Origin of the sequence: Sphingomonas sp. DC5200-1 (assembly GCF_049897245.1) — a bacterium.
GTDB lineage: Bacteria > Pseudomonadota > Alphaproteobacteria > Sphingomonadales > Sphingomonadaceae > Sphingomonas > Sphingomonas aquatilis.
The window spans coordinates 14,700-38,612 of sequence record NZ_JAFCVW010000004.1; the positions used below are offsets into that span (position 1 = coordinate 14,700).

26 protein-coding genes are annotated in these 23,913 nt (G+C 68.3%); 8 read left to right on the top strand and 18 right to left on the bottom strand.

Annotation, left to right across the window (positions count from 1 at the left end; translation table 11 throughout):
* Positions 1 to 19: 19 nt before the first annotated feature.
* The 4 genes from ACP7A3_RS09030 to ACP7A3_RS09045 are packed head-to-tail and all read left to right on the top strand — an operon-like array spanning position 20 to position 4,047.
* A complete protein-coding gene (locus ACP7A3_RS09030; protein WP_426255360.1) occupies positions 20 to 1,168 on the top strand; it encodes an acyltransferase family protein in 1,149 nt (382 codons plus the stop codon).
* Positions 1,165 to 2,082 carry an isoaspartyl peptidase/L-asparaginase family protein gene (locus tag ACP7A3_RS09035; protein ID WP_426255361.1) on the top strand — a complete coding sequence of 306 codons (918 nt, stop codon included), beginning with the start codon at positions 1,165 to 1,167 and terminating at the stop codon, positions 2,080 to 2,082. Before ACP7A3_RS09030 ends, ACP7A3_RS09035 begins: the two co-directional genes overlap by 4 nt.
* Before the next feature lie 16 nt (positions 2,083 to 2,098).
* Positions 2,099 to 3,139, top strand: coding sequence for a DUF6624 domain-containing protein (locus ACP7A3_RS09040; RefSeq protein WP_426255362.1), 1,041 nt, complete (start codon positions 2,099 to 2,101; stop codon positions 3,137 to 3,139).
* Between the two features lie 47 nt (positions 3,140 to 3,186).
* A complete protein-coding gene (locus tag ACP7A3_RS09045; RefSeq protein WP_331361965.1) occupies positions 3,187 to 4,047 on the top strand; it encodes a S1/P1 nuclease in 861 nt (286 codons plus the stop codon).
* 119 nt (positions 4,048 to 4,166) lie between these two features.
* Here the strand turns inward: ACP7A3_RS09045 and ACP7A3_RS09050 are convergent, their stop codons facing one another.
* From ACP7A3_RS09050 to ACP7A3_RS09105, 12 genes are all read right to left on the bottom strand, one after another.
* Complete coding sequence (locus ACP7A3_RS09050; protein ID WP_426268154.1) at positions 4,167 to 4,403, bottom strand: hypothetical protein; 237 nt, start codon at positions 4,401 to 4,403, stop codon at positions 4,167 to 4,169.
* The gene (locus ACP7A3_RS09055) at positions 4,390 to 4,611 is read right to left on the bottom strand and encodes a hypothetical protein (RefSeq protein ID WP_017980660.1); all 222 of its coding nucleotides are present in this window, start codon (positions 4,609 to 4,611) and stop codon (positions 4,390 to 4,392) included. Before ACP7A3_RS09055 ends, ACP7A3_RS09050 begins: the two co-directional genes overlap by 14 nt.
* A 12-nt stretch (positions 4,612 to 4,623) precedes the next feature.
* Entirely contained in the window at positions 4,624 to 5,520 is an 897-nt protein-coding gene (locus ACP7A3_RS09060) for an SPFH domain-containing protein (protein WP_426255364.1), read from the bottom strand.
* Between the two features lie 219 nt (positions 5,521 to 5,739).
* The gene (pal, locus tag ACP7A3_RS09065; RefSeq protein ID WP_017980658.1) at positions 5,740 to 6,264 is read right to left on the bottom strand and encodes a peptidoglycan-associated lipoprotein Pal; all 525 of its coding nucleotides are present in this window, start codon (positions 6,262 to 6,264) and stop codon (positions 5,740 to 5,742) included.
* A 56-nt stretch (positions 6,265 to 6,320) separates the two neighbouring features.
* Positions 6,321 to 7,736 carry a Tol-Pal system beta propeller repeat protein TolB gene (gene tolB, locus ACP7A3_RS09070; protein WP_426255365.1) on the bottom strand — a complete coding sequence of 472 codons (1,416 nt, stop codon included), beginning with the start codon at positions 7,734 to 7,736 and terminating at the stop codon, positions 6,321 to 6,323.
* Positions 7,737 to 7,914: 178 nt separating this feature from the next.
* Positions 7,915 to 8,931, bottom strand: coding sequence for a cell envelope biogenesis protein TolA (locus ACP7A3_RS09075; RefSeq protein ID WP_294213993.1), 1,017 nt, complete (start codon positions 8,929 to 8,931; stop codon positions 7,915 to 7,917).
* On the bottom strand, positions 8,931 to 9,371 hold the full coding sequence (gene tolR / locus ACP7A3_RS09080; protein ID WP_294314678.1) for a protein TolR: 441 nt from the start codon (positions 9,369 to 9,371) through the stop codon (positions 8,931 to 8,933). Before tolR ends, ACP7A3_RS09075 begins: the two co-directional genes overlap by 1 nt.
* 163 nt (positions 9,372 to 9,534) lie before the next feature.
* Positions 9,535 to 10,227 (bottom strand): protein TolQ, encoded by a 693-nt coding sequence (tolQ, locus tag ACP7A3_RS09085; RefSeq protein ID WP_017980654.1) that lies wholly within the window; start codon positions 10,225 to 10,227, stop codon positions 9,535 to 9,537.
* On the bottom strand, positions 10,224 to 10,688 hold the full coding sequence (locus tag ACP7A3_RS09090; RefSeq protein WP_017980653.1) for a YbgC/FadM family acyl-CoA thioesterase: 465 nt from the start codon (positions 10,686 to 10,688) through the stop codon (positions 10,224 to 10,226). The genes tolQ and ACP7A3_RS09090 overlap by 4 nt, the downstream gene beginning before the upstream one ends.
* 63 nt (positions 10,689 to 10,751) lie before the next feature.
* Entirely contained in the window at positions 10,752 to 11,501 is a 750-nt protein-coding gene (locus ACP7A3_RS09095; protein ID WP_426255366.1) for a hypothetical protein, read from the bottom strand.
* 280 nt (positions 11,502 to 11,781) lie between these two features.
* A complete protein-coding gene (locus tag ACP7A3_RS09100; RefSeq protein ID WP_426255655.1) occupies positions 11,782 to 12,768 on the bottom strand; it encodes an NAD(P)H-dependent flavin oxidoreductase in 987 nt (328 codons plus the stop codon).
* A gap of 29 nt (positions 12,769 to 12,797) precedes the next feature.
* The gene (locus ACP7A3_RS09105; protein WP_017980650.1) at positions 12,798 to 14,057 is read right to left on the bottom strand and encodes an aspartate kinase; all 1,260 of its coding nucleotides are present in this window, start codon (positions 14,055 to 14,057) and stop codon (positions 12,798 to 12,800) included.
* Between the two features lie 53 nt (positions 14,058 to 14,110).
* Between ACP7A3_RS09105 and ubiG the strand changes: the two genes are divergently transcribed.
* From ubiG to ACP7A3_RS09120, 3 genes are all read left to right on the top strand, one after another.
* Positions 14,111 to 14,872, top strand: a complete 762-nt coding sequence (ubiG, locus tag ACP7A3_RS09110; protein ID WP_426255367.1) for a bifunctional 2-polyprenyl-6-hydroxyphenol methylase/3-demethylubiquinol 3-O-methyltransferase UbiG — start codon at positions 14,111 to 14,113, stop codon at positions 14,870 to 14,872.
* A gap of 157 nt (positions 14,873 to 15,029) precedes the next feature.
* A complete protein-coding gene (locus ACP7A3_RS09115; protein WP_426255368.1) occupies positions 15,030 to 16,439 on the top strand; it encodes a hypothetical protein in 1,410 nt (469 codons plus the stop codon).
* On the top strand, positions 16,436 to 17,155 hold the full coding sequence (locus ACP7A3_RS09120) for a DUF2334 domain-containing protein (protein WP_426255369.1): 720 nt from the start codon (positions 16,436 to 16,438) through the stop codon (positions 17,153 to 17,155). The genes ACP7A3_RS09115 and ACP7A3_RS09120 overlap by 4 nt, the downstream gene beginning before the upstream one ends.
* A gap of 369 nt (positions 17,156 to 17,524) precedes the next feature.
* On the opposite strand, the gene ACP7A3_RS09125 is transcribed toward ACP7A3_RS09120, so the two are convergent.
* The 3 genes from ACP7A3_RS09125 to ACP7A3_RS09135 are packed head-to-tail and all read right to left on the bottom strand — an operon-like array spanning position 17,525 to position 20,187.
* Positions 17,525 to 18,709, bottom strand: coding sequence for a glycosyltransferase (locus ACP7A3_RS09125; protein WP_426255370.1), 1,185 nt, complete (start codon positions 18,707 to 18,709; stop codon positions 17,525 to 17,527).
* 3 nt (positions 18,710 to 18,712) lie between these two features.
* Positions 18,713 to 19,246 (bottom strand): DUF2141 domain-containing protein, encoded by a 534-nt coding sequence (locus tag ACP7A3_RS09130; RefSeq protein WP_017980645.1) that lies wholly within the window; start codon positions 19,244 to 19,246, stop codon positions 18,713 to 18,715.
* Positions 19,243 to 20,187, bottom strand: a complete 945-nt coding sequence (locus ACP7A3_RS09135) for a hypothetical protein (protein WP_017980644.1) — start codon at positions 20,185 to 20,187, stop codon at positions 19,243 to 19,245. Before ACP7A3_RS09135 ends, ACP7A3_RS09130 begins: the two co-directional genes overlap by 4 nt.
* Before the next feature lie 113 nt (positions 20,188 to 20,300).
* Here ACP7A3_RS09135 and ACP7A3_RS09140 point away from each other — a divergent pair, with 113 nt between their 5' ends.
* Complete coding sequence (locus ACP7A3_RS09140) at positions 20,301 to 21,443, top strand: glycosyltransferase (protein WP_426255371.1); 1,143 nt, start codon at positions 20,301 to 20,303, stop codon at positions 21,441 to 21,443.
* A 6-nt stretch (positions 21,444 to 21,449) separates the two neighbouring features.
* On the opposite strand, the gene ACP7A3_RS09145 is transcribed toward ACP7A3_RS09140, so the two are convergent.
* The 3 genes from ACP7A3_RS09145 to acpS are packed head-to-tail and all read right to left on the bottom strand — an operon-like array spanning position 21,450 to position 23,891.
* Positions 21,450 to 22,514, bottom strand: a complete 1,065-nt coding sequence (locus ACP7A3_RS09145; RefSeq protein ID WP_043061155.1) for an AI-2E family transporter — start codon at positions 22,512 to 22,514, stop codon at positions 21,450 to 21,452.
* 16 nt (positions 22,515 to 22,530) lie between these two features.
* Positions 22,531 to 23,484 (bottom strand): signal peptidase I, encoded by a 954-nt coding sequence (lepB, locus tag ACP7A3_RS09150; protein WP_426255372.1) that lies wholly within the window; start codon positions 23,482 to 23,484, stop codon positions 22,531 to 22,533.
* Positions 23,481 to 23,891 carry a holo-ACP synthase gene (gene acpS, locus ACP7A3_RS09155; protein WP_017980640.1) on the bottom strand — a complete coding sequence of 137 codons (411 nt, stop codon included), beginning with the start codon at positions 23,889 to 23,891 and terminating at the stop codon, positions 23,481 to 23,483. Before acpS ends, lepB begins: the two co-directional genes overlap by 4 nt.
* Positions 23,892 to 23,913: the final 22 nt, after the last annotated feature.

Genomic DNA, 23,913 nt, shown 5'->3' on the forward strand with positions numbered 1-23,913 from the left:
GTAGGGCAGCAGCAGTTCCATGACGCGTCCCCCAATTCCTCGCCATTACGGCCTCGACTGGCTGCGCGTCGCCGCCTTTGCGATCCTGATCGTCTATCACGTCGGCATGGTGTTCGTGCCCTGGGGCTTCCACGCCAAGAGCGCACATGGCGCCGACTGGGTGGTACTGCCGATGCTCGCAGTGAACGCTTGGCGATTGAGCCTGCTGTTCGTCGTATCGGGCTATGCCAGCCGCGCGTTGCTGGCCCGCGCGCACGGTCCCGGCGGCTTCCTGCGCCAGCGTTCGCTGCGCCTGCTGGTGCCGCTGGCATTCGGCGTCGCGGTGATCGTGCCGCCGCAAAGCTGGGTCGAGCTCGTCACGCAGCACGGCTATCGCGCCGGCTTCGCGACCTTCTGGACCCACGATTATTTCCGCTTCGGCAGGCTCGGCGGGATCGGCCTGCCCGCGCTCAACCATCTGTGGTTCGTCGCCTATCTGTGGTTGTACACGGCTGTGCTGACGGCTGGCGTCGCGCTGATCCGCACGCAGGCGCCGCAGCGGATATTCGACCGGCTGTTCGCCGGGCCGCTGCTGATGATCATCCCGACCGCGTGGCTGGTGTGCATCCACGGCTGGTGGTTCCCCATGGGATATGAGACGCACGATCCGCTCCATGACCTGATGGCGCATCTGAGCTACCTGCCCGCCTTCCTGTTCGGCTTCGCGCTGGCGGGATCGGCGCCGGTGCTGGCGGCGTGCGTACGCTGGCGCTGGGCGGGGCTAGCGATGGCGATCCTGGGCTATGGCTTCATCCTGGCGGTGGAGCTGGTCGGCGGCGACGCACCGCGCTGGCTATATCCCACCTACGGGGCCGCACATGCGCTGCAGCAATGGGGCGCGACGCTCGCGCTGATCGGCATGGCCGAGCGGCACTGGAATCGCGACGCGCCAGCGCGCGCCACGCTCACCGAGGCGGTCTTCCCATTCTACCTCGTCCACCAGACGATCATCGTCCTCGTCGCCTATTGGTTGATCCCCCCGCGGCTGGGCGGCGGCGCCGAATTTGCGGTGCTGATCGCCGCGACGATCGTCGGCTGCTGGGCCTTTTATGCGATCGGCCGCCGCATCGCGATCCTGCGCCCGCTGATCGGGCTGCGTCCCCTGTCGTCACAGAAGGTAGCATCATGAGCTGGTCCCTTGTCCTGCACGGCGGCGCCGGATCGATCGAGCGCCACCGCCTGACGCCCGAACAGGACGCCGGCGCGCGTGCCGGCCTGTCCCGCGCGCTCGACGCCGGCGGGGCGATCCTGTCGGACGGCGGCAGCGCGCTCGATGCAGTGGCAGCCGCCGTCCAGGTGCTGGAAGACGATCCGCACTTCAACGCCGGCCGCGGCGCCGCCTTCACCCGCGATGGCGGGATCGAACTGGATGCGGCGATCATGGACGGCGCCACGCGGGCGGCCGGCGCCGTCGCGGGGATCACGCAGACGCGCTCCCCCGTCGCGCTCGCGCGTCGGGTAATGGCGGCAAGCCCCCATGTCCTGCTGAGCGGCACCGGCGCCGAGCAGTTCGCACGCGACCAGGGCCTGGAGGTCGCACCCGAAGGCTGGTTCGAGACGCCCGAGCGCCGCCGCCAGCTCGACGAGATGCTGTCGCGCAACGCCGACGCCTTCGACGTCGACATGAAATATGGCACCGTCGGCGCGGTCGCGCGCGATGTGGCGGGCCATGTCGCCGCCGCCACCTCGACCGGCGGCGTCACCGGCAAGCGCTGGGGCCGGATCGGCGATTCGCCGCTGATCGGCGCGGGCACCTTCGCCGACGATCGTGCCTGCGCGGTATCGTGTACCGGATCGGGCGAATTCTTCATCCGCGTCGGCGTGGGGCATGAGATTGCGGCGCGCATCCGCCTCGCCAGGGACACAGCACAAGCGGCCGCGGACGCCGTGATGGCAGAGGTGCGCGCGCTCGGCGGCACCGGTGGCGTCATCGTCACGACGCCTGCGGGCGATGCGGTGTGGAGCCTCACCACCCCCGGCATGTACCGCGCCCGCGCCACCGCGGCCGGCGTGCGCGAGGTCGCGATCTACGGCGACGAGTGATCGTCACGATCCGGCCATGATCCGCACCGAGCATGGCATCATGATCCGCCGCCTCGCCCTGCTCGCCGCCGCTTTCCTCGCCACCGCCGAGGCGCCGTCCCCGCCCGCCACGCTGGCCCCCTATATCGCCGGCGGGACGTTCCGGCCGGGCGACTATGGCTGGCTGCGCGGTGCCTTCGATGACGCGACGCCTGCACAGAAGGCCGAATGGCACGTTCTCGAAGCATGGCTGAATCTGTGTCGCCAGGACAGTGCCGCACAGACCCGCGCCGAACTGATCGCGCTCGGCATCGCCGATCCTAAGATTCTCCCTACCGCTTACGGGGATGCGCCCTGCGGCGCGGTGGATCGGGCCTTTCCACAAGGCGACATGGGTAACGATTGGTCGCTGTTCCAGACGAAGCTGACAAGCGCCCGGCGCGTCGCCGACACGCTCGTCTGGTCGGCCGCGCTGGCGCAGGCGGTCGGCGACGAGGCGGGCGACATCCTGACCGCGCAGCTGATCGCCCGGCCGATCACCGATCAAGTCCTGCGCACGTCGCTCGCGTGGAATCAGGGTCCGACGAAGGGCGCGCCGCCGCTCGATCCGATGGAGGCGGGAATCGTCCGCGGACTCACCTGGTCTGCGATCGCCGCGCGCGATCATGCCAATACCGCATGGATGAAGACGGTGGTCGCCAAACACGGCTGGCCCACGATCGCCCTGGTCGGAGCGCAGGCGTCGTCGAGCGCCTGGATGTTGGTTCAGCATGCCGACGACGATCCCGTCTTCCAGCTCAAGATGCTGCGACTGATGGAGCCGCTTGCCGCCAAGGGCGACGTTTCGCCGAAGAATTATGCGCTGCTCTACGACCGGGTGATGCTGCAAATGGTGGGCACGCAGCGCTACGGGACGCAGATGAGCTGCGCGACGGGCAGCTGGCAGCCCTTTCCCTTGGAGGATGCTGCGAAGGTCGAAGGCTATCGCCGCGCCGCAGGACTCAACACGATGGCGCAGAACGCCGCGCGCATCCTGCGGGAAAACGGCCCCTGCCCGCCGATGCCCACAGCCCACTGACGCAAAGCCGCTTCTGCCCGTCACATTCCGACGCTAATACTAGGGTTATGACACTCGTCCGCTTTGCCCTTGCCGCGCTGCCCGCGCTCGTCCTCGCCGCGCCCGCCCAGGCCTATTGGGAGTTCGGGCATGAGACGGTCGCGAAGATCGCCTATGCCAACGTCACGCCGCAGACGCGCCGCGCGATCGACCGGCTGCTCGCGGAGACGCCGAAGCTCGACACGCCCGAATGCCCCGCGACGACGATCGAGGGCGCGAGCACCTGGGCCGATTGCGTCAAGCCGCTGAAGGGCCCCGATGGCAAGTCGCGCTTCGGCTATGCCTACACTTGGCACTTTCAGGACGTGAACATCTGCCAGCCCTTCACGCTGGAAGAGGCGTGCAAGGACGGCAATTGCGTGTCCGCGCAGATCACCCGCGACGTCGCGATCCTGAAGAACAAGCGCCTGCCGGCCAAGGAGCGGGCGCAGGCGCTCGTCTTTCTGATCCACTTCGTCGGCGACCTGCACCAGCCGCTGCACGCGGGCGAAAAGAACGACAAGGGCGGCAATGACGTCGCCGCTGCCTATGGCAGCTACAGCCCGAAGCGGTTCAACCTGCATTCGATCTGGGACGGCACGCTCGCCGAACGCGCGATCACGACCGGGCCGAGCCTCGTGCGCCGCTACCCCGCCGCCGAAAAGCGCCGCATCGCCGCGGGCAATGTCGTCGACTGGAGCCGCGAATCGTATCAGGTCGCCCACGACGTCGTCTATGCGAGCGCGCTGAAGGGCGATCCGTGTGCGCCCTCCCCCGCCAAGGTGACGCTGGACGAAGCGACCATCGAAAAGCTGGTTCCGGTCGCGCGGCTGGAAGTGGAGCGCGGCGGGCTGCGCCTCGCCAAGCTGCTGGATCAGGCGCTCGGGTGATCCAGCACCCCTTCGTCATCCCCGCGTAGGCGGGGATCCATAGCCTCTGACGTCGCGGCTCTGGTAAGACCTCCGAGGCTGGATTCCCGCCTCCGCGGGAATGACGGCGAGGGCGGCGGTTATCGCCAGCCCCGCCACGTCCAGCCACCGCGGGTCTTGGCGTACGCCACCCACACCACCGCGATCGTCGCAGGGATCACCACGAACACCGCCGCATGCGGCCATAGCCGTGGCGCCCCGATCACCACCGCCAGATAGGCCACCAGCACCGCCCATCCCTGCCACGCGATCGGCAGGCCCGCGCCGTAACCGAACCGCTTGGGCGCGAACCACGCGCCATCGTCACGCTCCTGCATCATCGTCCTCCTGCTGCTTGGGCGGGCGGCCGCGCTTTGCCGCGACCGGCGCTTCCAGCTTCACCCCCCGTCGGGCGAGCGCCTCGCGCAGCAGGCATTCGACCTGCGCATTGACACTGCGCAGGTCGCCCGCCGCGCTCCGCTCGATCGCCGCGTACAGCGCGGGATCGACGCGAAGCGGAAAGGCCTTTTTGGGGGGAGAAGCCATCGATCGATACGCTTACTGGTAGAGCGAGCCCGCATTGACGACGGGCTGCGTGTCGCGCTCGCCGCACAGCACGACCATCAGGTTGGACACCATCGCCGCACGCCGCTCGTCGTCCAGCTCGACGACGTTTTTCGCCGACAGTTGGTCTAGCGCGAGCTCGACCATGCCGACCGCGCCTTCGACCAGCGTCGTGCGCGCCGCGACCACCGCCTGCGCCTGCTGCCGGCGCAGCATCGCGCCCGCGATCTCCTGCGCATAGGCGAGGTGCGTGAAGCCGCATTCGTCGACGGTAATCCCCGCCACCGCCAGCCGTGCAATCAGCTCCGCACGCAGTTCCGCCCCCACCTGATCGTGGTTGCCGCGCAGCGTGATCTCCTGATGCTCGTAATCGTCATAGGGGTAGCGCGAGCCGATCGTGCGCACCGCCGCCTCGATCTGGACGTTCACGAACGCCTTGTAATCGTCGACGTCGAACAGCGCCTGTGCGGTGTCGGTGACGCGCCAGACGACCTGCGCCGCCATCTCGATCGGGTTGCCGCGCAGGTCGTTGACCTTGATCCGGTCCGAAATGACGTTGTTGGCGCGGACCGACACTTTCCGGCGCATCAGCCACGGCAGCACCCAGCGCAGGCCCGATTCGCGATCGGTGCCGGCATAGCTGCCGAACAAGGTGATCGCGCCCGCCTGATTGGGCTGCAACATGTAGAAACCGGCCGCGATGAACACGGTGCCGATCGCGCATAGCAGCGGCAAGATTGCAAGGATCGGCGGCATCGCGTCGGATGCGAGTTCGACGATGACGAACACCGCGATCACAACCAGCAGCGCCGCCAGCGCCAGCATCGTATAACCGCTCGCCGTGGCGGCACGCCGTTCCTGCGACCGCGTAAGACTCCCCTGTTGCACCACCCTGTCCTCCAATTAATGTGATATCACATTTATATCGGATTTCAGGGGATGCAAGGGGATTCGCTTTGACCCATCCCGTCACCCCGGCCGAAGAGTCGGGGTCCTGCTTTTTCATTCGGTCGGAGGAAGAAGCGGGACCCCGGGTCAAGCCCGGGGTGACGGGAGGGATCGGATCGTCAGCGGCCCATCGGGCCCGGGAGGGGAGCGCCCCTCGGTGCGTCAGTTCAGGACGACCGTTACCGCACGGCGGTTTTGCGCCCAGGCCGCCTCGTCCGAACCCAGCGCAACCGGGCGTTCCTTGCCATAGCTGATCGTGGTCAGGCGCGACGGATCGATGCCCTTGGCGACCAGATAGTTCTTGGCCGCATTGGCGCGGCGATCGCCCAGCGCCAGATTGTATTCGCGCGTGCCGCGTTCGTCGCAATGGCCCTCGATCGTCGCGCGGACGTTGGGATAGCGCTGCATCCACGCCGCCTGGCTGTCGAGGATCGCACGCGCGTCGGCGTCGATGTCGCTCTGGTCGGTGCCGAACAGCACCGTGTTCGACGTCACCGAGCGGCGGAAGTCGGCGTCGGAACCGGGCACGATCGCGCCATCGACCGGGCCGGTGTTGGCGGGCGGCGCGGTATTGAGGCCGGCGGTGTTGTCGACCGGGGGCGGCGGCAGCTGCTTGGGCTTGTGCGCACAGGCGGCGAGCGACGCCAGCGCCGCGCCGGTCAACAGGATGTTGGTCAATTTGGTCATCGTCGTGACTCCGTTGGTGATCGTTTCGCCCCCGAAACACCCCTGCCGAAAACGCGTCAGGGCCGCAAAGGTCCCCAGGCCGGATCCGAGCCGTCGAGCGGCGTCGGAATCTTGCGCTCGACCTGACCGGTCAGGTCGACCATCCATAGATCGGCCTTGCCCGAGCTGCCCGGCGTCGAGCGGTAGAAGGTGATGACGCGGCCATTGGGGGACCAGCTAGGCCCTTCGTCCTGCCAGCCATCGGTCAGAATCTTTTCACCGCTGCCAGACGGGGACATGATGCCGATCCGGAAATTGCCACCCAGCTTGGTGAAGGCGATCAGGTCGCCGCGCGGGCTCCACACCGGGGTCGCATAGCGCCCGCCGCCGAAGCTGATTCGCTGCTGGCCGGAGCCATCCGCATTCATCACATAGATCTGCTGGCCGCCCGACCGGTCGCTCTCGAACACGATTCTAGACCCGTCGGGCGAATAGCTGCCGCCGGTGTCGATGCCGGGCGAGGTGGTCAGCCGCTGCGGCGTGCCGCCCTGCGCCGAGACGCGGTAGATGTCCGTGTTGCCGTTCTGCGCCATCGAGAACAGGATCCAGCGACCATCGGGCGAGAAGCGCGGCGCGAAGGTAAGGCTGACGTTCTGCACCACCCGGCGCGGACGCCCGGAACCGAGGTCGTAGACGTAGATCGCCGGCTTGTCGTTTTCATAGCTCATGAAGACGATCGACTGCTGGTTCGGCGCGAAGCGCGGCGTCAGCACGATCGACTGGCCGTTGGTCAGGAAGCGGTGATTGGCACCGTCCTGGTCCATGATCGCCAGGCGCTTGATACGCTTGGCCTTAGGGCCCGTTTCGCTGACATAGACGACGCGGCTGTCGAAATAGGGGCCTTCGCCGGTCAGGCGCGCATAGACCATGTCGGCGCATTTGTGCCCGGCGCGCCGCCAGTCGGACGGCGCGACGACGAAGCCGGTGCGCTTCAGCTCGATCTTCGAAAAGACGTCGTACAGATAGCAGCCGATCGTCAGATTGCCGTCGCCATTGGCGCGCACGAAACCCTGCACCAGCGCCTGCGCCCCCGTGCCGCCCCAGTAATCGAAGGCCGGCGCGTTGACTTCCTGAAAGCCGACCGGGCGCAGCTGGTTGGCGCCGAGCGGCGTGAACAGGCCGGAATTGCGCAGGTCGTTGGCGATGATGTCCGCCATCTGCCGGCCAAGCGCATCGGTGCGGCCCGCGGGCGTATCGACCACCTCCGCTGTCGGCATGGCCGGGATGGCGATCGGCATCGGTGCGGAGACGCCGCCCGTGACCGACACTTCCAGCGGTGCGGGCGTCTGCCCGGCAGGCGCGGCCTGATCCTGCGGCGCCGGGGCGGCGGTGGCGGACTGCGCCGGGACGGGCGCCTGCTGCGCGAGGGCAGGCAGGGTTAGCGCAGGCAGGGCAACGGTAACGCTCAGCGCGACCAGCAACGACCGGATCATGACCATCCTCTCACATTCGATTCGCACGCTATCGGTTCCGCCTCCACTTCGTCACCCCGGACTTGGTCCGGGGTCCACCAAGCCGCATGGGCAACGCTGGAGCGGCTTGCCACTCCCCAAGCCCCAGAGTGGACCCCGGACCAAGTCCGGGGTGACGGAGTGGGTGGAGCCGGTGCCGTCACTGCAATTTCCAGTTGAAGCGGATCGCGTTCCATCCGCCCGACGGCGTCGAATAATATTCGGGTGGCAGTTTGAGCGGCGAACAGCCCTTGAACGCGGCGATCCCCAGATCGATCACGCGCTGCTTATACCGCTCGTTCTCGTCGGTGATGCCCGACTGGCGTACCATCTTCGGCGTCGCCGCGAGCGAGCCATCCTCGTTGAGCCGCAGGTCGAGCACCGTCAGGATTTCGTTCGCACCCGGCCCCGGATTGACCTGTCGCATCGCGCACGGCCGGATCTGGCGTTCGATCGCGTCGATGATCCCGGCCAGCGCCCGCGCATCGATCTTGGCGGCGCGCGGCGCGGTGGAGGTGCTGGTCGACTTCTCGCTGGTCAGCCCGGCGAGGAAGTTGTCACCCAGGCGCGAGCCGCGTGGACGTGCCGCCTTGGCGGTTTCGCTGCTACCGCTGCCCTTCGCGGCGGACGATTTGGCGGCGCTCGCCGACTTGCCTGTCCCGGCCTTCGCCGGTTCGGCGGCGGGTTTCGCCGCGGCTTTGGCGGGCGCGGGCTTCGCGGCCGGTTTGGGCGCCGCCTCGGCGACGGGGCGGGGCTTCGGCGCGGCCTTTACCGGCGCGGGTTTCGGTTTGGGCTGCGGCTTGGGTTCGGGTTTTGCCGGCTTCGGCTCCGCCTTGGGGGCGGGCTTGGGCGCCGGTTTCGGTTCGGGCTTGGGCTGCGGCGGCGCCGGCTTGGGTTCGGGCGGCGCGGGTTCCGGTTCTGCGGCGGGTTCGGGCTCGGCAGGCGCGGCGGCATCCTCCGGCTCGCCGGCATCGGGCGCGACCGACTGCGCCGGGGGCGTCACCGATTGCGGTGCCGTCGCTTCCAGCCCGACATCCTTGACGAGGCTGACCTCCATCGGCGTCTGCTGCAATTTCTCCGGATTGGGCGTAGCGAGAAAGCCGATCGACAGCAGGCCGAAGAGCACGATGTGCCCCGCAACCGCGATCCCCAGTCCGACCTTCTCGACGCGATCCATTAGTTCTGCTCGCCGCCTTCCACCGTCAGCAGCGACACGCGGTTGAGCCCGGCACGGTTCAGCTCGCCCATCACGCGCATCACCTGCCCGTAATCGAGCGCGCGATCGGCGCGCAGAAACACCTGCGGCGGCTGGCCACCCGCCTGCACCGCGGCGATCTGCTCCAGCCGCTGCGGCAGCGCCGCGGCGCTCACTTCCTCGTCATCGATGTACGTCTTGCCCTGCGCATCGAGCGACAGCTGCACCGGCTTCTGGTCTTGGTCCAGCGCCTTCGCCCGGCTGTCGGGCAGGTTCACCGGCACGCCTGCGGTCAGCAGCGGCGCTGTCACCATGAAGATGATGAGCAGCACCAACATCACATCGACCAGCGGCGTGACGTTGATGTCCGCCATCGGCGCGCGCCGGCCGCGGCCGCGCTGCGAGGGGAGGTTCATCGCCATCGTTAATGCCTCCCTCGCTTTAGCGGGCGAGGGGGACCGCACTCACAGAGCGTGGTGGAGGGGACGGCGGCGTAGCCGCCGTTCCACGGCGGCCCCCCTCCACCATGCTGCGCATGGTCCCCCTCCCCCGCTGAAGCGAGGGAGGACTGGATCGCGACGCCCCTCACCGCGAACCGTCCAGCTGGCGGGACAGCGTGGTGTGGAAGCCGTCGGCGAAGCGGTTCAGTGCCGCCTCGATCCGGTTCACGCCGTGGCTGAAGCGGTTGTAGGCGATCACCGCCGGAATCGCCGCGAACAGGCCGATCGCGGTGGCGAACAGCGCCTCGGCAATGCCCGGCGCGACGACGGCGAGCGACGAATTCTGCGCCTGGGCTATGCCGGTGAAGCTGCGCATGATCCCCCACACCGTGCCGAACAGCCCGACGAAGGGGGCGACCGATCCGATCGTCGCGAGGATGTTGAGCCGGTCGCCGATCCGGTCGATCTCGCCCGCCGCCGCCGCGCCCATCGCGGTGGCGAGGCGTTCGCGCGTGCCGTTCTTGTCGATCGTGCCGCCCGCGGTGGAGCGGCGCCATTCCTTCACGCCCGCGACGAACACGCGCGCCGACGGCAGGTCCTTGTCGCTTTCCGCCTTGTAGAAGGCGTCGATATCCTCCGCCTTCCAGAAATCGCGTTCGAAGCCGGCCATGCCCTTCCGGATCCGGCCCAGCCGCCGCCAGAAGGCGATGATCAGCGCCCAGGTCCAGATGCTGGCGCCGAGCAGGCCGAGCATCACGACCTTCACGACGATATCCGCCTGCAGGAACAGTGCGACGGGCGACAGCGTCGCCGCATCCATGTTGAACACCGGATTCATGAATTGGTCCCCTGCCAGATCAGGCGTTGGTAGATGGCGAGCCAGTCGGCCGGTTGACGCTTCGGCCGTCCCGATGGCGCGACGAGCGCCGCCGTGACCTCAGCTTCGGTCAGCACAAGCGAACCGCGCCTGACTGTTTGATGAATGACCACGCTCGCCGGGCTGGCGCGGATCACGCGGCTGGCGACGATCAGCGCGTCGTCGAGCCTGGCGGGCGCGCGATAGCGGATGGCGAGGTCGACGATCGCATAGGCGCCCTCGCCCGCCTCATGAACGGCACGCTGGTCGATCCCGGCGACGCGCAGCATGTCGGAGCGGGCGCGCTCCATGTAGCGCAGGTAATTGGCGTGGTAGACGACCCCCGACAGATCGGTGTCTTCGAAATAGACGCGCAGCGGGAAAAGGTGCTCGCGCCCCTCGAACCGTCCACCCGCGGGCTGGTCGATGCATCCCTCGTCCATTGCGAGGCGGCGTTAACCCAACCCGGCCCTAGGGGAAACCCTTAGCCGCGCCTGCGCACCGCCTTATTGCGTGACGGTGCCGGCATCGGCGAAGGCACTGGGGTCCAGTTTGAGGCGCGGATGCGCCGCCGGCGTCGCGGCCGGCACCGCCTGCACGACCAGCGGGCGCGGGGTGAACGACGTCACGCTCGCCATCCGCGTCGCCGCGGCCTGTTGCGCGCGCCATGCGTCATAGGCCGCGTAGAAATCGGTAAACGGCTTTTCGAGCACGGCGAGCCGGCCGGCGGCGAAGGCGGGCAAGTCTGCGGGTGCGACGCTCTGCACGTCGGTCAGCGTCGCAGCGGCGGCGTTGCAGAAGGCCTCATGCGCCGGCACCTGGCTGAAGAAATTGTAGAGCCGCGTCATCGCGTCGTCGTAACGGTCCTGCCAGTCGCCACCACCCGCCTTGAATTCGCTCGCGAGCCGCGTCTGCGCGGAGGCAAGCATCGCCTTCTGCGCGGTGAGCAACGTGTTGTAATCCGCCACGACCTGCACCGATTCGGGACCGCGGCAAGCTAGCGCCGCGACGTTCAACGCGGCGCGCAGGTGCCAGACCGCGCCGTCGGCACTGAGGTTGCGATTGGGAGTCGCATAGCGGCCATCGGCCATCAGTGCGGGGATCGGCATGCCGACATAGGCGCCCTTCGGCATCGTCAGCGGCGCGGGGGCGGGCTTGGGCAGCGTCGCCACGACGGGCGGCGGCTGCACCCGGCGCGTCGCACAGCCGGCGAGCAGCGCCAGCACGGTCATGGAAATGGCAATCGAACGGCGCATCGTCCCGGCGTCCCTTTCGCCCCCCGGCGTGTGAGGGCGACTCTGCGGTCGGATGGTTAACGAAGCGTTAGCGGTGCGATGAGCCGCGAACGGCTCGGGACAGGGCGCGCTACGCAATGGAGCGGCACCTCGCCTCTCTCCTTCGTCACCCCGGACTGGTTCCGGGGTCCACCGGGCCGCACGGGGAAGGCAGGAGGGTCACGCCATTCCCCTCGCCGCAGAGTGGACCCCGTAACGAGTCCGGGGTGACGGAGGGGTTGGGCCTATTATATGACCCCGATCACGCCGCCCGCTTGTCCAGCGCCGTGGCCGCTTCCGTCATCAGGCTGGCGATGATGTCCGCGATCGGCTCTTCCTTGGTCACCATGCCGACCGACTGGCCGGCCATCACGCTGCCGTGCTCGACGTCGCCGTCGATCACCGCGCGGCGCAGCGCACCGGCCCAATAATGTTCGATCTGCAACTGCGCCTCGGCCATCGCGACGCTGCCTTCGTCCAGGCTCTGCGCCACTTCGCGCTGCTTGGCGGTGAACAATTCGCCGCCGGCGTTCTTCAGCGCGCGCACGGGGATTACCGGCAGGCGCGGGTCGATCTGCACGCTCGCCACCGCGTCGCGGGCGCTGGCGCGAATGAACGCCTTCTTGAAATTGGGATGCGCGATCGATTCGGTCGCGCAGACGAAGCGTGTGCCGAGCTGCACGCCCGCCGCGCCCATGTCGAGATAGCCCGCGATCGCCTCGCCGCGGCCGATGCCGCCGGCGACGAACACCGGCACCGATTCGGCGATCTCGGGCAGCATCTCCTGCGCGAGCACGCTGGTCGAAACGGGGCCGATATGGCCACCGGCCTCCATGCCCTCAATCACCAGCGCATCGACGCCCGACCGGATCAGCTTCTTGGCGAGCGCCAGCGTCGGCGCGAAGCAGATGACCTTGGCGCCGCTCTCCTTGATCGCTTCCAGCGACCCCTTGGGCGGCAGGCCCCCGGCGAGCACGACATGGCCGACCTTGTGCTTGGCGCACACCGCGATCAGGTCGAAGAGCGCCGGGTGCATGGTGATGAGGTTCACCCCGAACGCCTTGTCCGTCAGCGCCTTCGTGCCCGCGATCTCGGCATCGAGCAGTTCGGGCGTCATCGCTCCGCACGCGATCACGCCGAACCCGCCGGCGTTCGACATGGCGGCGACGAGGTTGCGCTCGCTGACCCACGACATGGCGCCCGCCATGATCGCGACCTCGCTGCCGAGGAACGCGGCGCCGCGCGCCATGCGGCGCGTCAGGCGCTCTTCGCCGACGCTCACGCCGCCGCCTCTGCGTCGAGGCCATAGGCCGTGTGCAGCACGCGCACCGCGAGCTCGGTCTCGTCCTCGTGGATCAGGACCGACACCTTGATCTCGCTGGTCGAGATCGCCTGGATGTTGATCCCGCGCGCGCCGAGCGTCGTGAACATCGTGCTCGCCACGCCCGCATGGCTGCGCATGCCGACGCCGACGACCGAAATCTTCGCGACGCGCGTGTCATGGACCAGCTCGCCGAAGCCGATCGCCTCGCGGCCCTGATTCAGCGCCTCCAGCGACCGCGCCAGATCGGCGGACGGCACCGTGAAGGTGACGTCGGTCGAGCCGTGGTTGTGCGCGATATTCTGGATGATCATGTCGACGTTGATGTTCGCCGCCGCCAGGGGCTCGAAGATCGCGGCCACCGCGCCCGGCTTATCGGGGACGGATGTCAGCGTGATCTTCGCTTCGTTCTTGTCGTGCGCGATGCCGGTGATCAGCTGGCGTTCCACGTCGTCAATCTCCTCTTCGCCGACGATCATCGTGCCGGGCAATGTATCCGCCATCGGCGCGTCCTCGCCCGTGAAGGACGAGAGCACCTGAACGCGGACCTGTTCCTTCATCGCGAGGCCGACCGATCGGGTCTGCAACACCTTCGCGCCGACGCTGGCGAGTTCCAGCATCTCTTCGTACGTCACCTTGGCGAGTTTCCGCGCGCGCGGCACGATGCGCGGATCGGTGGTGTAGACGCCGTCGACGTCGGTATAGATGTCGCAGCGGTCCGCCTTCACCGCAGCCGCGACCGCGACCGCCGACGTATCCGACCCACCGCGCCCCAGCGTGGTGACGCGGCCATCCTCCGATCGGCCCTGAAAGCCGGGGATCACCGCCACCTCGCCCGCCGCCATGCTGGCGAGCAGCGCGTCCGTCTCGATCGTGCCGATCCGCGCCTTGGCGTGCGCGTCGTCGGTGTGGATCGGCAGCTGCCAGCCGAGCCAGCTGCGCGCCTGCACGCCTGCCGCCTGCAAGGCGATCGCCAGCAGGCCGCTGGTAATCTGTTCGCCCGCCGCGACGACGACGTCATATTCGCGTGGGTCGTACAGCGACGAGGCTTCGCGGCAGAAGCCGACCAGCCGGTCCGTCTCGCCCGCCATCGCAGACACGACGACCGCAACCTCGTTGCCCGCCTCCACCTCGCGTTTGACGCGCGCCGCAACGCTCCGGATGCGCTCGATCCCGGCCATCGACGTGCCGCCGAACTTCATCACGATACGTGCCATCGCGTCTCGCCAAACTCCTTGGGTGAAAGGGTGCGCCCTGATAGGTAGCGGCCATGGCAAGCGCAAGCAGCACGATCGATCCCTCCGGCGGCATTACCGGCGCCACCACCATCGACCCCCGCGAGGCCGATCATTTCGGACGCATGGCGAAGGACTGGTGGGACCCCAAAGGCTCGTCGGCGATGCTCCACAAGCTCAACCCGGTGCGGCTACGCTACATAAGGGCCGCGATCGACCTGCACTGGGACGGTGACGACACCAGCTTCACGCCGCTCGCCGACAAGGCGGCGCTCGACGTCGGCTGCGGCGCCGGGCTACTCGCCGAACCGCTCGCCCGGCTGGGCGCGGCCGTCACCGGCATCGATGCGGCGGCGGAAAATATCGCGGTGGCAGAAGCGCATGCGGCGCAGAGCGGCCTTGCCATCGATTACCGCGCGACCGGCATCGAACGCATGTCCGGCCGCTTCGACCTCGTCACCAGCCTCGAGGTCATCGAGCATGTCAGCGACCCCGCCGGCTTCGTCCGCGGCCTCGCCGAAGCGCTGAACGACGATGGCCTGCTGATCCTCTCGACCCCCAATCGCACCCCGCTCTCCCGCCTCGCGCTGATCACGCTGGCGGAGGGCACCGGCCGCATCCCGCGCGGCACGCACGATTGGGACAAGTTCCTGACCCCCGACGAACTTACCGACCTGCTAACCCGCGCCGGCCTGACGGTGACGGACGTGACGGGGCTGAGCTTTTCGCCCGCAACCGGCTTCACCTTGAGCGATTCGACCGCCCTCGATTATTTCGTGACGGCGAAGCGCGTCTAAGTCCTCCCTCGCTGAAGCGAGGGAGGGGACCGCGGCCGAAGGCCGTGGTGGAGGGGGCGTTTCCACCAACACGACGCCCACCGCGTCCGCCCCCTCCGTCACCGCTATCGCGGCGCCACCTCCCCCTGGCGGGGGAGGAATGATAACGGGGCGGCCCATGCCACTGCTTACCAACCCTCGTTTGCGGCTGCCCCTGCTGATCCTCGTCGCGATCGCGGCACGGGCGCTGACGTTCGGCAATCCGGTCGTCCATGTCGACGAGGAATTCTATTATGTCGCCGGCACCGCGCTGTGGCACGGCCTGCTGCCGTTCGTCGATGTGTGGGACCGGAAGCCCGTCGGCCTGTTCCTGCTCTACGCCCTCCCCGCCGGGCTCGGCTTTCCCGCCGGCATCTGGGCCTATCAGGCGATGGCGCTCGCGAGCCTGATCGCCACCGCGGCGCTCGTCGCGCGCCTCGCGACCCGCGCCGGATTCACCGCTGGCGCCACCGCAAGCGCGCTGGCTTATATCCTCTGGTTCGACCTGCTCGGCGGACAGGGCGGGCAGTCGCCGGTCTTCTACAATCTGCTGATGATCGGCGCCGCCCTGCTCGCACTGCGCGGCACGCGGCGCGCCGGTCTCGCGGCGATGGCGCTGGTCGGCGTTGCGCTGCAGATCAAATATTCGGTGGTGTTCGAGGGGCTGTTCCTCGGCCTGTGGCTGCTCTTCGACGACTGGCGCACGCGCAAAAGCCCCAGCGGCCTCGTCGGATACGGCATCGCCCTGATCGCCCTCGCGATGCTACCCACCGCGCTTGCCGCTGTCGCTTATGCGGCGATCGGCCAATGGGATGCCTTCGTCTACGCCAATTTCCTGTCGATCTTTCACCGCAACCCCGATCCGCTCGGCGAACTCGCCGGCAATCTCGGCCAGATCGTCCTCGTCATCTCGCCGATCGTCGCGATCGCCAGTCTGGCGCTGCACCGGAGCGCGATGACGCGCGCGCGCCGCTTCGTCGCACTCTGGCTCGCGGTGTCGATCGCAGGCGTGATCGTGTTCCGGCCGTGGTTCGACCATTATAGCCTGCCCGTCCTGTTGCCCGCCTGCGCCGCTGCGGCGGGCCTGCTGGGGCGCGACGACTGGCAGCGCTGGCGCACGCCCGCCCTGCTGCTGACCGCCGCGCTTGCCGGGCAGATCACGCTCGTCATCCAGCGCCTGGAGCGGGGCGAAGCGCGCCAGTTCGCGGCCCTCAGCGCCGCGGTCGGGCGCGGGCCGGGGTGCCTGTGGGTCTATTCGGGCAGCACGATGCTGTACGTCTCGACCGCACGCTGCGCGCCGTCGCGCTATATCGTCCCGAGCCACCTCGCCCGCACGCGCGAAGCCGGCGCCACCGGCATCGACCAGCAGCAAGAAATCCGCCGCATCCTCGCCGCCCGCCCCGCCGTCGTCGTCATGCGCCCGCCCTATGGCGGCGAACGGCCCGAAGCGCGCGCGGCGGTGATGGCGGCGATGGCCGCCGACTACGCCCTCGCCGCCGCGCTGCCGATGGGCAACGAGACGATCAGCGTCTATAAACGGCTGCGATGAAACGCCTGTTCGCCTCGATCCACGACGTCTCGCCCCGCTTCGAGGGCGAGGTCGACCGCCTGCTCGACCATCTCGCCCCCCATGTCGGCCGGCGCCTCGCGATGCTGGTGGTGCCGGACCATTGGTCGAGCGCGCCGATCACGCCAGCCTTCGCGACGCGCCTGCGTGGCTGGGCGGACGAGGGCATCGAGATGTTCGTCCACGGCTGGACGCACCGCGACGACAGCGCCCATACCGGCGCCGCCGCCTCGCTGAAGGCGAAGCACATGACCGCGGGCGAAGGCGAGTTTCTGGGCCTCAGCCATGCCGAGGCGCTGATCCGCATGCGCCGCGGCAAGGCGTTGGTCGAGGACATCACCGGCCGCGCCGCCACCGGCTTCATCGCGCCGGCCTGGCTGTATTCGCCGGGCGCGCGCGCGGCGCTGAAGGACGCCGGCTTCGCGTTGGCGGAGGATCATGCGCGCGTCTGGCAGCCCGGCGGCGAGGTCGTCGCCCGCGGGCCGGTCATCACCTGGGCGAGCCGCAGCCGGCCGCGGCAATTGAGTTCGCTGTTCGCCGCGGGCGCACTGCGGCATGTGCTGCAGCCGACCAGGAACGTGCGCATCGCGGTGCATCCGGGCGACACGACCGTGCCGGCGCTGATGCGCAGCATCACGACGACCTTCGCGGCGTTCGGGGGACACAAGCCGGCAGCCTATTCGGAGTTGCTAGGCTAAACTCACCTCCGTCACCCCGGACTTGGTCCGGGGTCCACAAGGCCGCAAGGGGATGGCAAGAGGCTCAAACCGTCCCCCTCGCCGCGGAGTGGACCCCGGAACAAGTCCGGGGTGACGTAGAGAGAAGGCCGCCTGCTTAGGCTGCAAATGCGACCCAGCGCCCTTGGCGATCACCTCGGGTTGATCCAACATGCAAGGCACAAGTCCGCGATCCACATGGATCGTCTGACGAACCCTCGACCCACCCACCCCGTCACCCCGGACTTGGTCCGGGGTCCACCGGGCCGCAAGGGAGTGGCAAGAGGCTCAAAACGTCCCCTCGCCGCGGAGTGGACCCCGGACCAAGTCCGGGGTGACGTGGGAGAAGCCTCAAGCGCTGAGCCGTATCCCGTCCTTGCGCGCGATTACGCCGGCGTAATGCGCGACCAACTCCGCCGCATGCTGCTCGTCGGTGCGCACCTTGCCCGCCGCGACGCCGGCCGCGCGGCGCACCACGGCGCGGTCGCGTGCCAGCATCCGCAGGATCGCATCGGCGCACGAATGCGCGTCGCGCTGGACATAGACCTCGGCGAACAACGGCTCGGCGATTTCCGCGGTGCCGCCGCCATCGGGCACGATTAGCGGCGTGCCGCTCGCCAGCGCCTCGGCCGGCACCAGCCCGAACGTCTCCGTCCCGCAGCCGTGGATATAGGCGTCCGCGCTCGCCATGATCGTCGCGAGGCGCCGGCGGTCGTAGACCGGGCGGAACAAACGGATGTGCGGGTTGGCGCCGATGTGACGTTCCAGCGTCTTGGTATCCATGCCCTGGCCCAGGATGACGAGGCCGACCGGCGCCTGCGTGCCGACGCGGCGCACCGCGTCGATCACCGTCGGCCAGCGCTTTTCGGGATGGTGCCGCCCGACGCCGAGCAGCAGGTGCGCGTCCGCCGGCAGCCCGCATTGCTGGAGCAGCGCGACGCGCAGCGCCTCGTCACGCAAACTGGGCGAGAAATGCGCCCGCTCGATCCCCAGCGGCATCGTCGCATCGACGCGCACGCCGCGCGCGCCCAGCTGCTTGGTCAGCGACGGGCCGTTGGTGACGATCGTGTCGTACTGGTCGAAGCAATGCGTCAGATAGCGGTCGTACCACGAAAACGCCCGCTCGATCCGCGGTGCCGAGGCGAAGGTCTTGAGCCAGCGCTTCGGATACGCCTCGACATTGTCGTTGTGCAGGAAGAAGGATCGGATCGCCCGCCCCTTCCACTGCGCGACGATCCAGGCCGAGCGCCACGGCGAGCAATTCTCGACGACGTCGGGGTCCAGCGCATCGAGCCGACGGTGGATCGGCTCGGCATCCCAGAACAGGCCGTAATTGGCGTCGAACGGCATGCCCGGCGCCTTGATATAGTGGATCGCGCCGCCGCCGGGTCGTTCCTCGATCCGATCCTCGCGACCGGGGGCGAGCACGATCAGCTCATGCCCCATCGACGCCAGCACCTCGATCTTGCGATCGATATAGGTGCGCACGCCGCCGCCGGTCGGCGAGTAGATCTCGTTGACGTCGACGATCCGCATCGCTCAGTCGCCCTTGACCGGGCCAAACCCGCCCAGGCCGCGCAGATATTGCATGCGGACGGTCCGCTCCACGGTGCCCCCGCCGACATCGATGATCGCCTGATCCACCTTGGGCCGCGACATGCCGAGCTTCCCCGTGCCGACGAAGCCGGCACCGTCCTGGAAGAAGTTGAACTTGTTCTTGCCGTCGCGGTCGTGCGTGACGAGCAGCGCATAGCGGCCGGGGCGCGGCACGCGGATGCAGACGTTGACCGGGCCGCTACCCGGCGTGTTCGCCCAGACGCGGCGGAAGGTCTTGCCCTCGGCGACGAGATTGTCGTCGTCCTTCAGGAAATCCGCCTCGGTCGCCGGATACAGTTCCAGCTTGATGCGGCCCTTGCGGTCCTTCAGGCCCGTCACCTGCACCAGGATCGCCGACCCGCCGCCGGCGCTGCACGCCGCGGCATCGCTGCCCAGCACCTGCGCGCCAGCCGGCGTTGCCGCCATCAGCAGTGCCGCGGCGAGGATCGCGCGCTTGGTCATATCCGGCGTCTTCATACCCGTTTCCTGGTCGCGAGATGGTAAAGGCTGAACCCCAGCACAAGCACCGCGTGCAGCAACAGCACGGCGGCGGCGGTGAAGGCGATCAGCTCCGACAAGGCCTGATCCTGCCCGATCATCAGGATCGCAAAATTGGCGAAAAGGAGGTCCTTGTTGGGCAGCAAAGGCAGGCGCGAGAACAACATACGCCCCGCCGACAGGAACACCCAGATGCCGAGCGGCACGCTGGGCATCGCGAGCGCCCAGGCCAGCGCCAGGAAGAACGCCCCGCCGACGAGGCGCAGGCAGTGGATCCCGAACACCGCCCACAGGTCGGCGCGCGGCAGCGAGAACACCTTCCGCGAAAAGATCAGGAAGGGCAGCGACGTGCCGAAGATCACCGCGAGGCTGCCGTAGACGTAGCGGACCATGTCGTGCGGGATCAGGTTGCGCCCGACCGGCAGTGCGATCGCGATCATCGCCAGCGTCACCGCATTGCCCGCGATCGCCGACAGGATCGACACGTCCTTCACCGCCCCGAACGGCGCCGCGACCAGCTGCGCCCGCTGGCGGGCCCAGGCGTAGAAATAGGCCTCGCCCGAATAGCCCATGACGACGTCGTTCGAGATGCGCTTCTTGTTGAGGGCGACGAAGCCCGCCGCGGGAATCCGCCACAGCCGGTAGAAGATCCAGTAATCCGCAAGCGGCGGGATGAAATACAGCGCCAGGAATGCGAGATAGAACCACGGGCTGTGCGGCGTCGCCCGCTCGAGACCGTCCAGCCCCGAGCTCAGCAGCTCGTGCGCGAGACCGCCGAGCATGGCGAGCGTCACCAGCCCGCCGATGATCGCCGGCCAGCGGCTGCGAATCGTCTTCAGGGGCTGCAGCCCGTCGATATCAGAGGAGGAGGACGGTTCGGTCTGGTCCGGGAACCCGTCTGCTTTATGATCGATCTGCACCCAGTGGTCCGAACATGAAGGTGGCGCGATGTAGCCGGCAGCGCGCCGACTTGCACATGAATTCCCTTTCACTGTCGTCTCGGGCAGCAATATGGCAAGAGGCGTAACGAACCATGGCCGCGACCCACATCCTCACCTATGCGCAGGACCTGGCCGGTGGCGGCGTCGAGCGTGCGCAATTGCGCCTTGCGCGCGGCTGGCTGGCCGCCGGACGTCGCGTCACGCTCGCGATCGGCGATGCCAGCGGCCCCCTGGCGTCCGAAATTCCACCCGGGCTGGAGATCGTGCCGCTCGGCAATCGCGGCTATCTGACGCAGGCGCGAATCGCCGACTGGGTCCGCAAACATGACCCCGATCTCATTTTCTGCGGTGGCAGCCATTACACGTTGGTCGCCGCCTGGCTGCGCTGGCGGCTGGGTGCGGACTGCCCGCCGATCGTCGGGAAATTGTCCAACGCCGTGACGCGCGGCGACCATGGCCGCGTCGCGGATGCCGCGCATCGGCTGTGGCTGGCGCAGCATGGCCGGTTCCTCGACCATCTCGTCGCGATGACGCCCGCCACCGCGGCGCAGGCCGCGCGCCTCACCGGCATGCAGCGGCGCACCAGCGTGATCCCCAACCCACCCGCGCCGCGGATTATCGATCCCACCGCGCCGGCGATCCCGCTGCCGCCGGGCCGCGTCGTGCTGGGCGTCGGCCGCCTGGTGCCGCAGAAGCGCTGGGACCGGCTGATCGCCGCGCTGCCGCTGATGCCCGAGGACGTGCAGGTCGTAATCCTGGGCGAGGGCGAATTGCGCGGGGCGCTGGAGCGGCAGGCGCGCGAGGCGGGGCTGGCGAACCGCGTCCATCTGCCGGGCCATGTCGCGGACCCGATCGCGGCGATGGCGGCGGCCCGCGTGCTCGCGCTGCCCTCCGACTACGAAGGCGTGCCGGGCGTCTTGCGCGAATCGCTGTCGGTGGGGACGCCGGTCGTATCGACCGCGTGCAGCCCGTCGGTACGCGAGATCGTGTCCTCGCCCGCGTTCGGCACGGTGGTGTCGGCGGACGACCCCGCCGTCTTCGCCGCGGCGCTGACGCGCTGGCTCGATGCGCCGCGCCCCGATCCGGTCGCGCAACCGGGCAGCGATTCGGCCGACCGCTATCTCATGCTGTTCGATCGACTTGCGGGCGAAGTCCGCGCCAGCCAGAAGGCGCGGCGCGGGGCCTATCCAGGCCCTGGCACATTACCCGTGCCGGCAACCCAGCCGCTGTCCTGACCGGCGTCAGCCCTCGGCGGTGTCGTCCCGCTCCGATTCGCGTTCGGCGCTGCGCTCCAACGCAGTCTTGACCATCGCGGTCATCGGGTCGGCCAGCGCCAGCCCCAGAATGCCGAACAGCGCGCTCGCCATAATCTGTGCGCCCAGCGTCAGCGCCGGCGGCAAGTCGACGGTCTTCTTCGCGACGATCGGCAGCAGCACATAGCCGTCGAACCCCTGCACGATCACATAGGTGCCGATCGCCCAGAAGCCGACATGCGTGCCGGCCGAAAAGCCCACCGCGATCATCAGCGCGCCGCTGATGAAGGCCCCGATATTGGGGATGAAGGCGAGCAGGCCGGTGAGGATGCCGAGGATCATCGCCATCGGCACGCCGCCGATCGCCAGCGCGGTGCCGGTCAGCACGCCCTCCGCGACCATGCCGAGCAGGCGCCCGGCGAGCAGGCGACGCAGCGTCTTGCCCATGCGTTCGAGGACGGTCGCGAACTCGGCGCGGTGATCGCGCGGCACCATCCATTCCAGCCCACGCTGGTAAGTGCGCGGGTCCATCGCGACGAACAGGCCGATGACGATGATCATGAACATCGTCGTCAGCGCACCGAAGGCGGTGCCGACCCACGAGGTGATCCGCCCGACCGACGACAGCGCCTGTTTGGCGATGCCGCTGACGTCGGACGCGCCGGGCATCAGCCCTTGCGAACTCAGCCAGCTCGCCGCGCGATTCGCCTGCGTTTCCAGCGTCGAGCGCAGCTGCCCGAACTGGTCGGCGACCTGCACGCCGGTGAGATAAAAGGTGCCGATCAGGAAGGCGATCGTCAGCAGCACGACGATCAGCAGTCGCCAGCCACGCCCGATCGGAAGCACCTTGCCGAGCAGCCGCACGCCGCCGTCGAGCAGCGCCGCAAAGACGAGGCCGGCGAAGATGATCAGCAGCGGCTGCACCAGGATCACCGCCAGCGCGATCGCGCCGGCGAGGCCCAACCAGACGGTCGCGCGCTTCAGCTCACGCCGGACGAACGGATCGCGCAGCTCATTGGGGCTGGCCTCCCGCGTGAGCGGCGCGTCCGTCATCGTGATGGTCCTTGCGTCAGTGGGTCTGGGCGGGATGGAGCGACAGGCCAGCCCGGCCCGAGCGCAGCGATCCCCACCAGGTCAGCGGGTTGAGCGTCGCATCGCCGTCGAGGCTGAAGGTCAGGAATTCCGCACGGCCGCCGAGATTCTCATACGGCACCGGCCCGCCCAGACCCAATTGGGTCAGCGGGAAACGGCTGTCCGCCGAGCGATCGCGGTTGTCGCCCATCAGGAAGACATGGTTGGCCGGAATGGTCACCGGGCCATAATTGTCGCCGGGGCTGTCGGGTTCCAGATCGACGGTGTCGTAATGGCGGCCGTTCGGCAGCGTTTCGGTGACGATCGGCAGGTGGCATACCTCGCCCTTGCCCCCCGGCGCCGGGCGCTTGGCACCGTAATAATCGGTTTCGCTGCACGGGCTGTTGGTGTCGACCGGAATGTCGACATAGTGGAGCGGCCCGCGTTTGATCGGCTTGCCGTTCAGGATCACCGTGCCGCCACGCACCGCCAGCGTATCGCCGGGCAGGCCGATGACGCGCTTGATGTAATCGTTCTGCGTACCCGGCGGCGTGACGATGACGACATCGCCGCGCGTCGGCATGCTGCCGAACAGGCGGCCTTGGATGAACGGCAGGCCGACGCTCCAGCTTTCCTCGGGCCGGCGCAGCACCAGCCCCTTGAAGATCGCGACCGGGTTGGGGATCGTCGGCGAGACGAACGACCAGCCATAGGCGAATTTCGACACCACCAGCCGATCGCCGACGCGCAACCCCGGCAGCATCGATTCGCTCGGGATATAGAACGGCTTGGCGACGAAGCTGTGGAAACCGAGCACGATCAGGACGAGCCAGAAGATGCCCTTCACCTCACCCCACCAGTCGGTCGTCTTCTTGGGCGACGCCTCGGCAGGCGGCGGCGCTACCGTCCCGTTCTGAGCGGACTCGTTACCGTCCAACACCGCTTCCTTCATGCTCTGGGGTCCGGGATCGCCTCGATGATCACAAAGGCCTGCGCCCAGGGATGATCGTCGGTCAGGGTCAGATGTACATGCGCGAGGTGGCCCTCGGGGATCATGGCGTCAAGCCTGTCCTTTGCACCGCCGGTCAGGCTGAGCGTCGGCGCGCCGGAGGGGGCGTTGACGACGCCGATGTCTTTCATGAACACGCCCGCCTTGAAGCCCGTGCCGACCGCCTTCGAAAACGCTTCTTTCGCGGCGAAGCGCTTGGCGAGCGTGCCGGCCTTGGTAAACGGCCGCTTCGCGGCCCGCGCGCGCTCGGCATCGGTGAAGACGCGGGTTTCGAAGCGATCCCCAAACCGGTCGAGCGACTGCTGGATCCGCTCGATATTGCACAGGTCGGAGCCGAGGCCGACGATCACAACCCCATTCCTCCCTGCGCGC

Coding starts and splice junctions, on each gene's coding strand:
- ACP7A3_RS09130 (WP_017980645.1), bottom strand. CDS start 19,246: ATGAAGACGCCGGATATGACCAAGCGCGCGATCCTCGCCGCGGCACTG.
- ACP7A3_RS09075 (WP_294213993.1), bottom strand. CDS start 8,931: ATGGATCGCGTCGAGAAGGTCGGACTGGGGATCGCGGTTGCGGGGCAC.
- ACP7A3_RS09050 (WP_426268154.1), bottom strand. CDS start 4,403: ATGCAGGAGCGTGACGATGGCGCGTGGTTCGCGCCCAAGCGGTTCGGT.
- ACP7A3_RS09030 (WP_426255360.1), top strand. CDS start 20: ATGACGCGTCCCCCAATTCCTCGCCATTACGGCCTCGACTGGCTGCGC.
- ACP7A3_RS09125 (WP_426255370.1), bottom strand. CDS start 18,709: ATGCGGATCGTCGACGTCAACGAGATCTACTCGCCGACCGGCGGCGGC.
- tolQ (WP_017980654.1), bottom strand. CDS start 10,227: ATGAATCCGGTGTTCAACATGGATGCGGCGACGCTGTCGCCCGTCGCA.
- ACP7A3_RS09120 (WP_426255369.1), top strand. CDS start 16,436: ATGAAACGCCTGTTCGCCTCGATCCACGACGTCTCGCCCCGCTTCGAG.
- ACP7A3_RS09045 (WP_331361965.1), top strand. CDS start 3,187: ATGACACTCGTCCGCTTTGCCCTTGCCGCGCTGCCCGCGCTCGTCCTC.
- pal (WP_017980658.1), bottom strand. CDS start 6,264: ATGACCAAATTGACCAACATCCTGTTGACCGGCGCGGCGCTGGCGTCG.
- tolR (WP_294314678.1), bottom strand. CDS start 9,371: ATGGCGATGAACCTCCCCTCGCAGCGCGGCCGCGGCCGGCGCGCGCCG.
- ACP7A3_RS09100 (WP_426255655.1), bottom strand. CDS start 12,768: ATGGCGCGCGGCGCCGCGTTCCTCGGCAGCGAGGTCGCGATCATGGCG.
- ACP7A3_RS09105 (WP_017980650.1), bottom strand. CDS start 14,057: ATGGCACGTATCGTGATGAAGTTCGGCGGCACGTCGATGGCCGGGATC.
- ACP7A3_RS09090 (WP_017980653.1), bottom strand. CDS start 10,688: ATGGACGAGGGATGCATCGACCAGCCCGCGGGTGGACGGTTCGAGGGG.
- ubiG (WP_426255367.1), top strand. CDS start 14,111: ATGGCAAGCGCAAGCAGCACGATCGATCCCTCCGGCGGCATTACCGGC.
- ACP7A3_RS09140 (WP_426255371.1), top strand. CDS start 20,301: ATGGCCGCGACCCACATCCTCACCTATGCGCAGGACCTGGCCGGTGGC.
- ACP7A3_RS09095 (WP_426255366.1), bottom strand. CDS start 11,501: ATGCGCCGTTCGATTGCCATTTCCATGACCGTGCTGGCGCTGCTCGCC.
- ACP7A3_RS09055 (WP_017980660.1), bottom strand. CDS start 4,611: ATGGCTTCTCCCCCCAAAAAGGCCTTTCCGCTTCGCGTCGATCCCGCG.
- ACP7A3_RS09115 (WP_426255368.1), top strand. CDS start 15,030: ATGCCACTGCTTACCAACCCTCGTTTGCGGCTGCCCCTGCTGATCCTC.
- tolB (WP_426255365.1), bottom strand. CDS start 7,736: ATGATCCGGTCGTTGCTGGTCGCGCTGAGCGTTACCGTTGCCCTGCCT.
- lepB (WP_426255372.1), bottom strand. CDS start 23,484: ATGAAGGAAGCGGTGTTGGACGGTAACGAGTCCGCTCAGAACGGGACG.
- ACP7A3_RS09040 (WP_426255362.1), top strand. CDS start 2,099: ATGATCCGCACCGAGCATGGCATCATGATCCGCCGCCTCGCCCTGCTC.
- ACP7A3_RS09145 (WP_043061155.1), bottom strand. CDS start 22,514: ATGACGGACGCGCCGCTCACGCGGGAGGCCAGCCCCAATGAGCTGCGC.
- ACP7A3_RS09035 (WP_426255361.1), top strand. CDS start 1,165: ATGAGCTGGTCCCTTGTCCTGCACGGCGGCGCCGGATCGATCGAGCGC.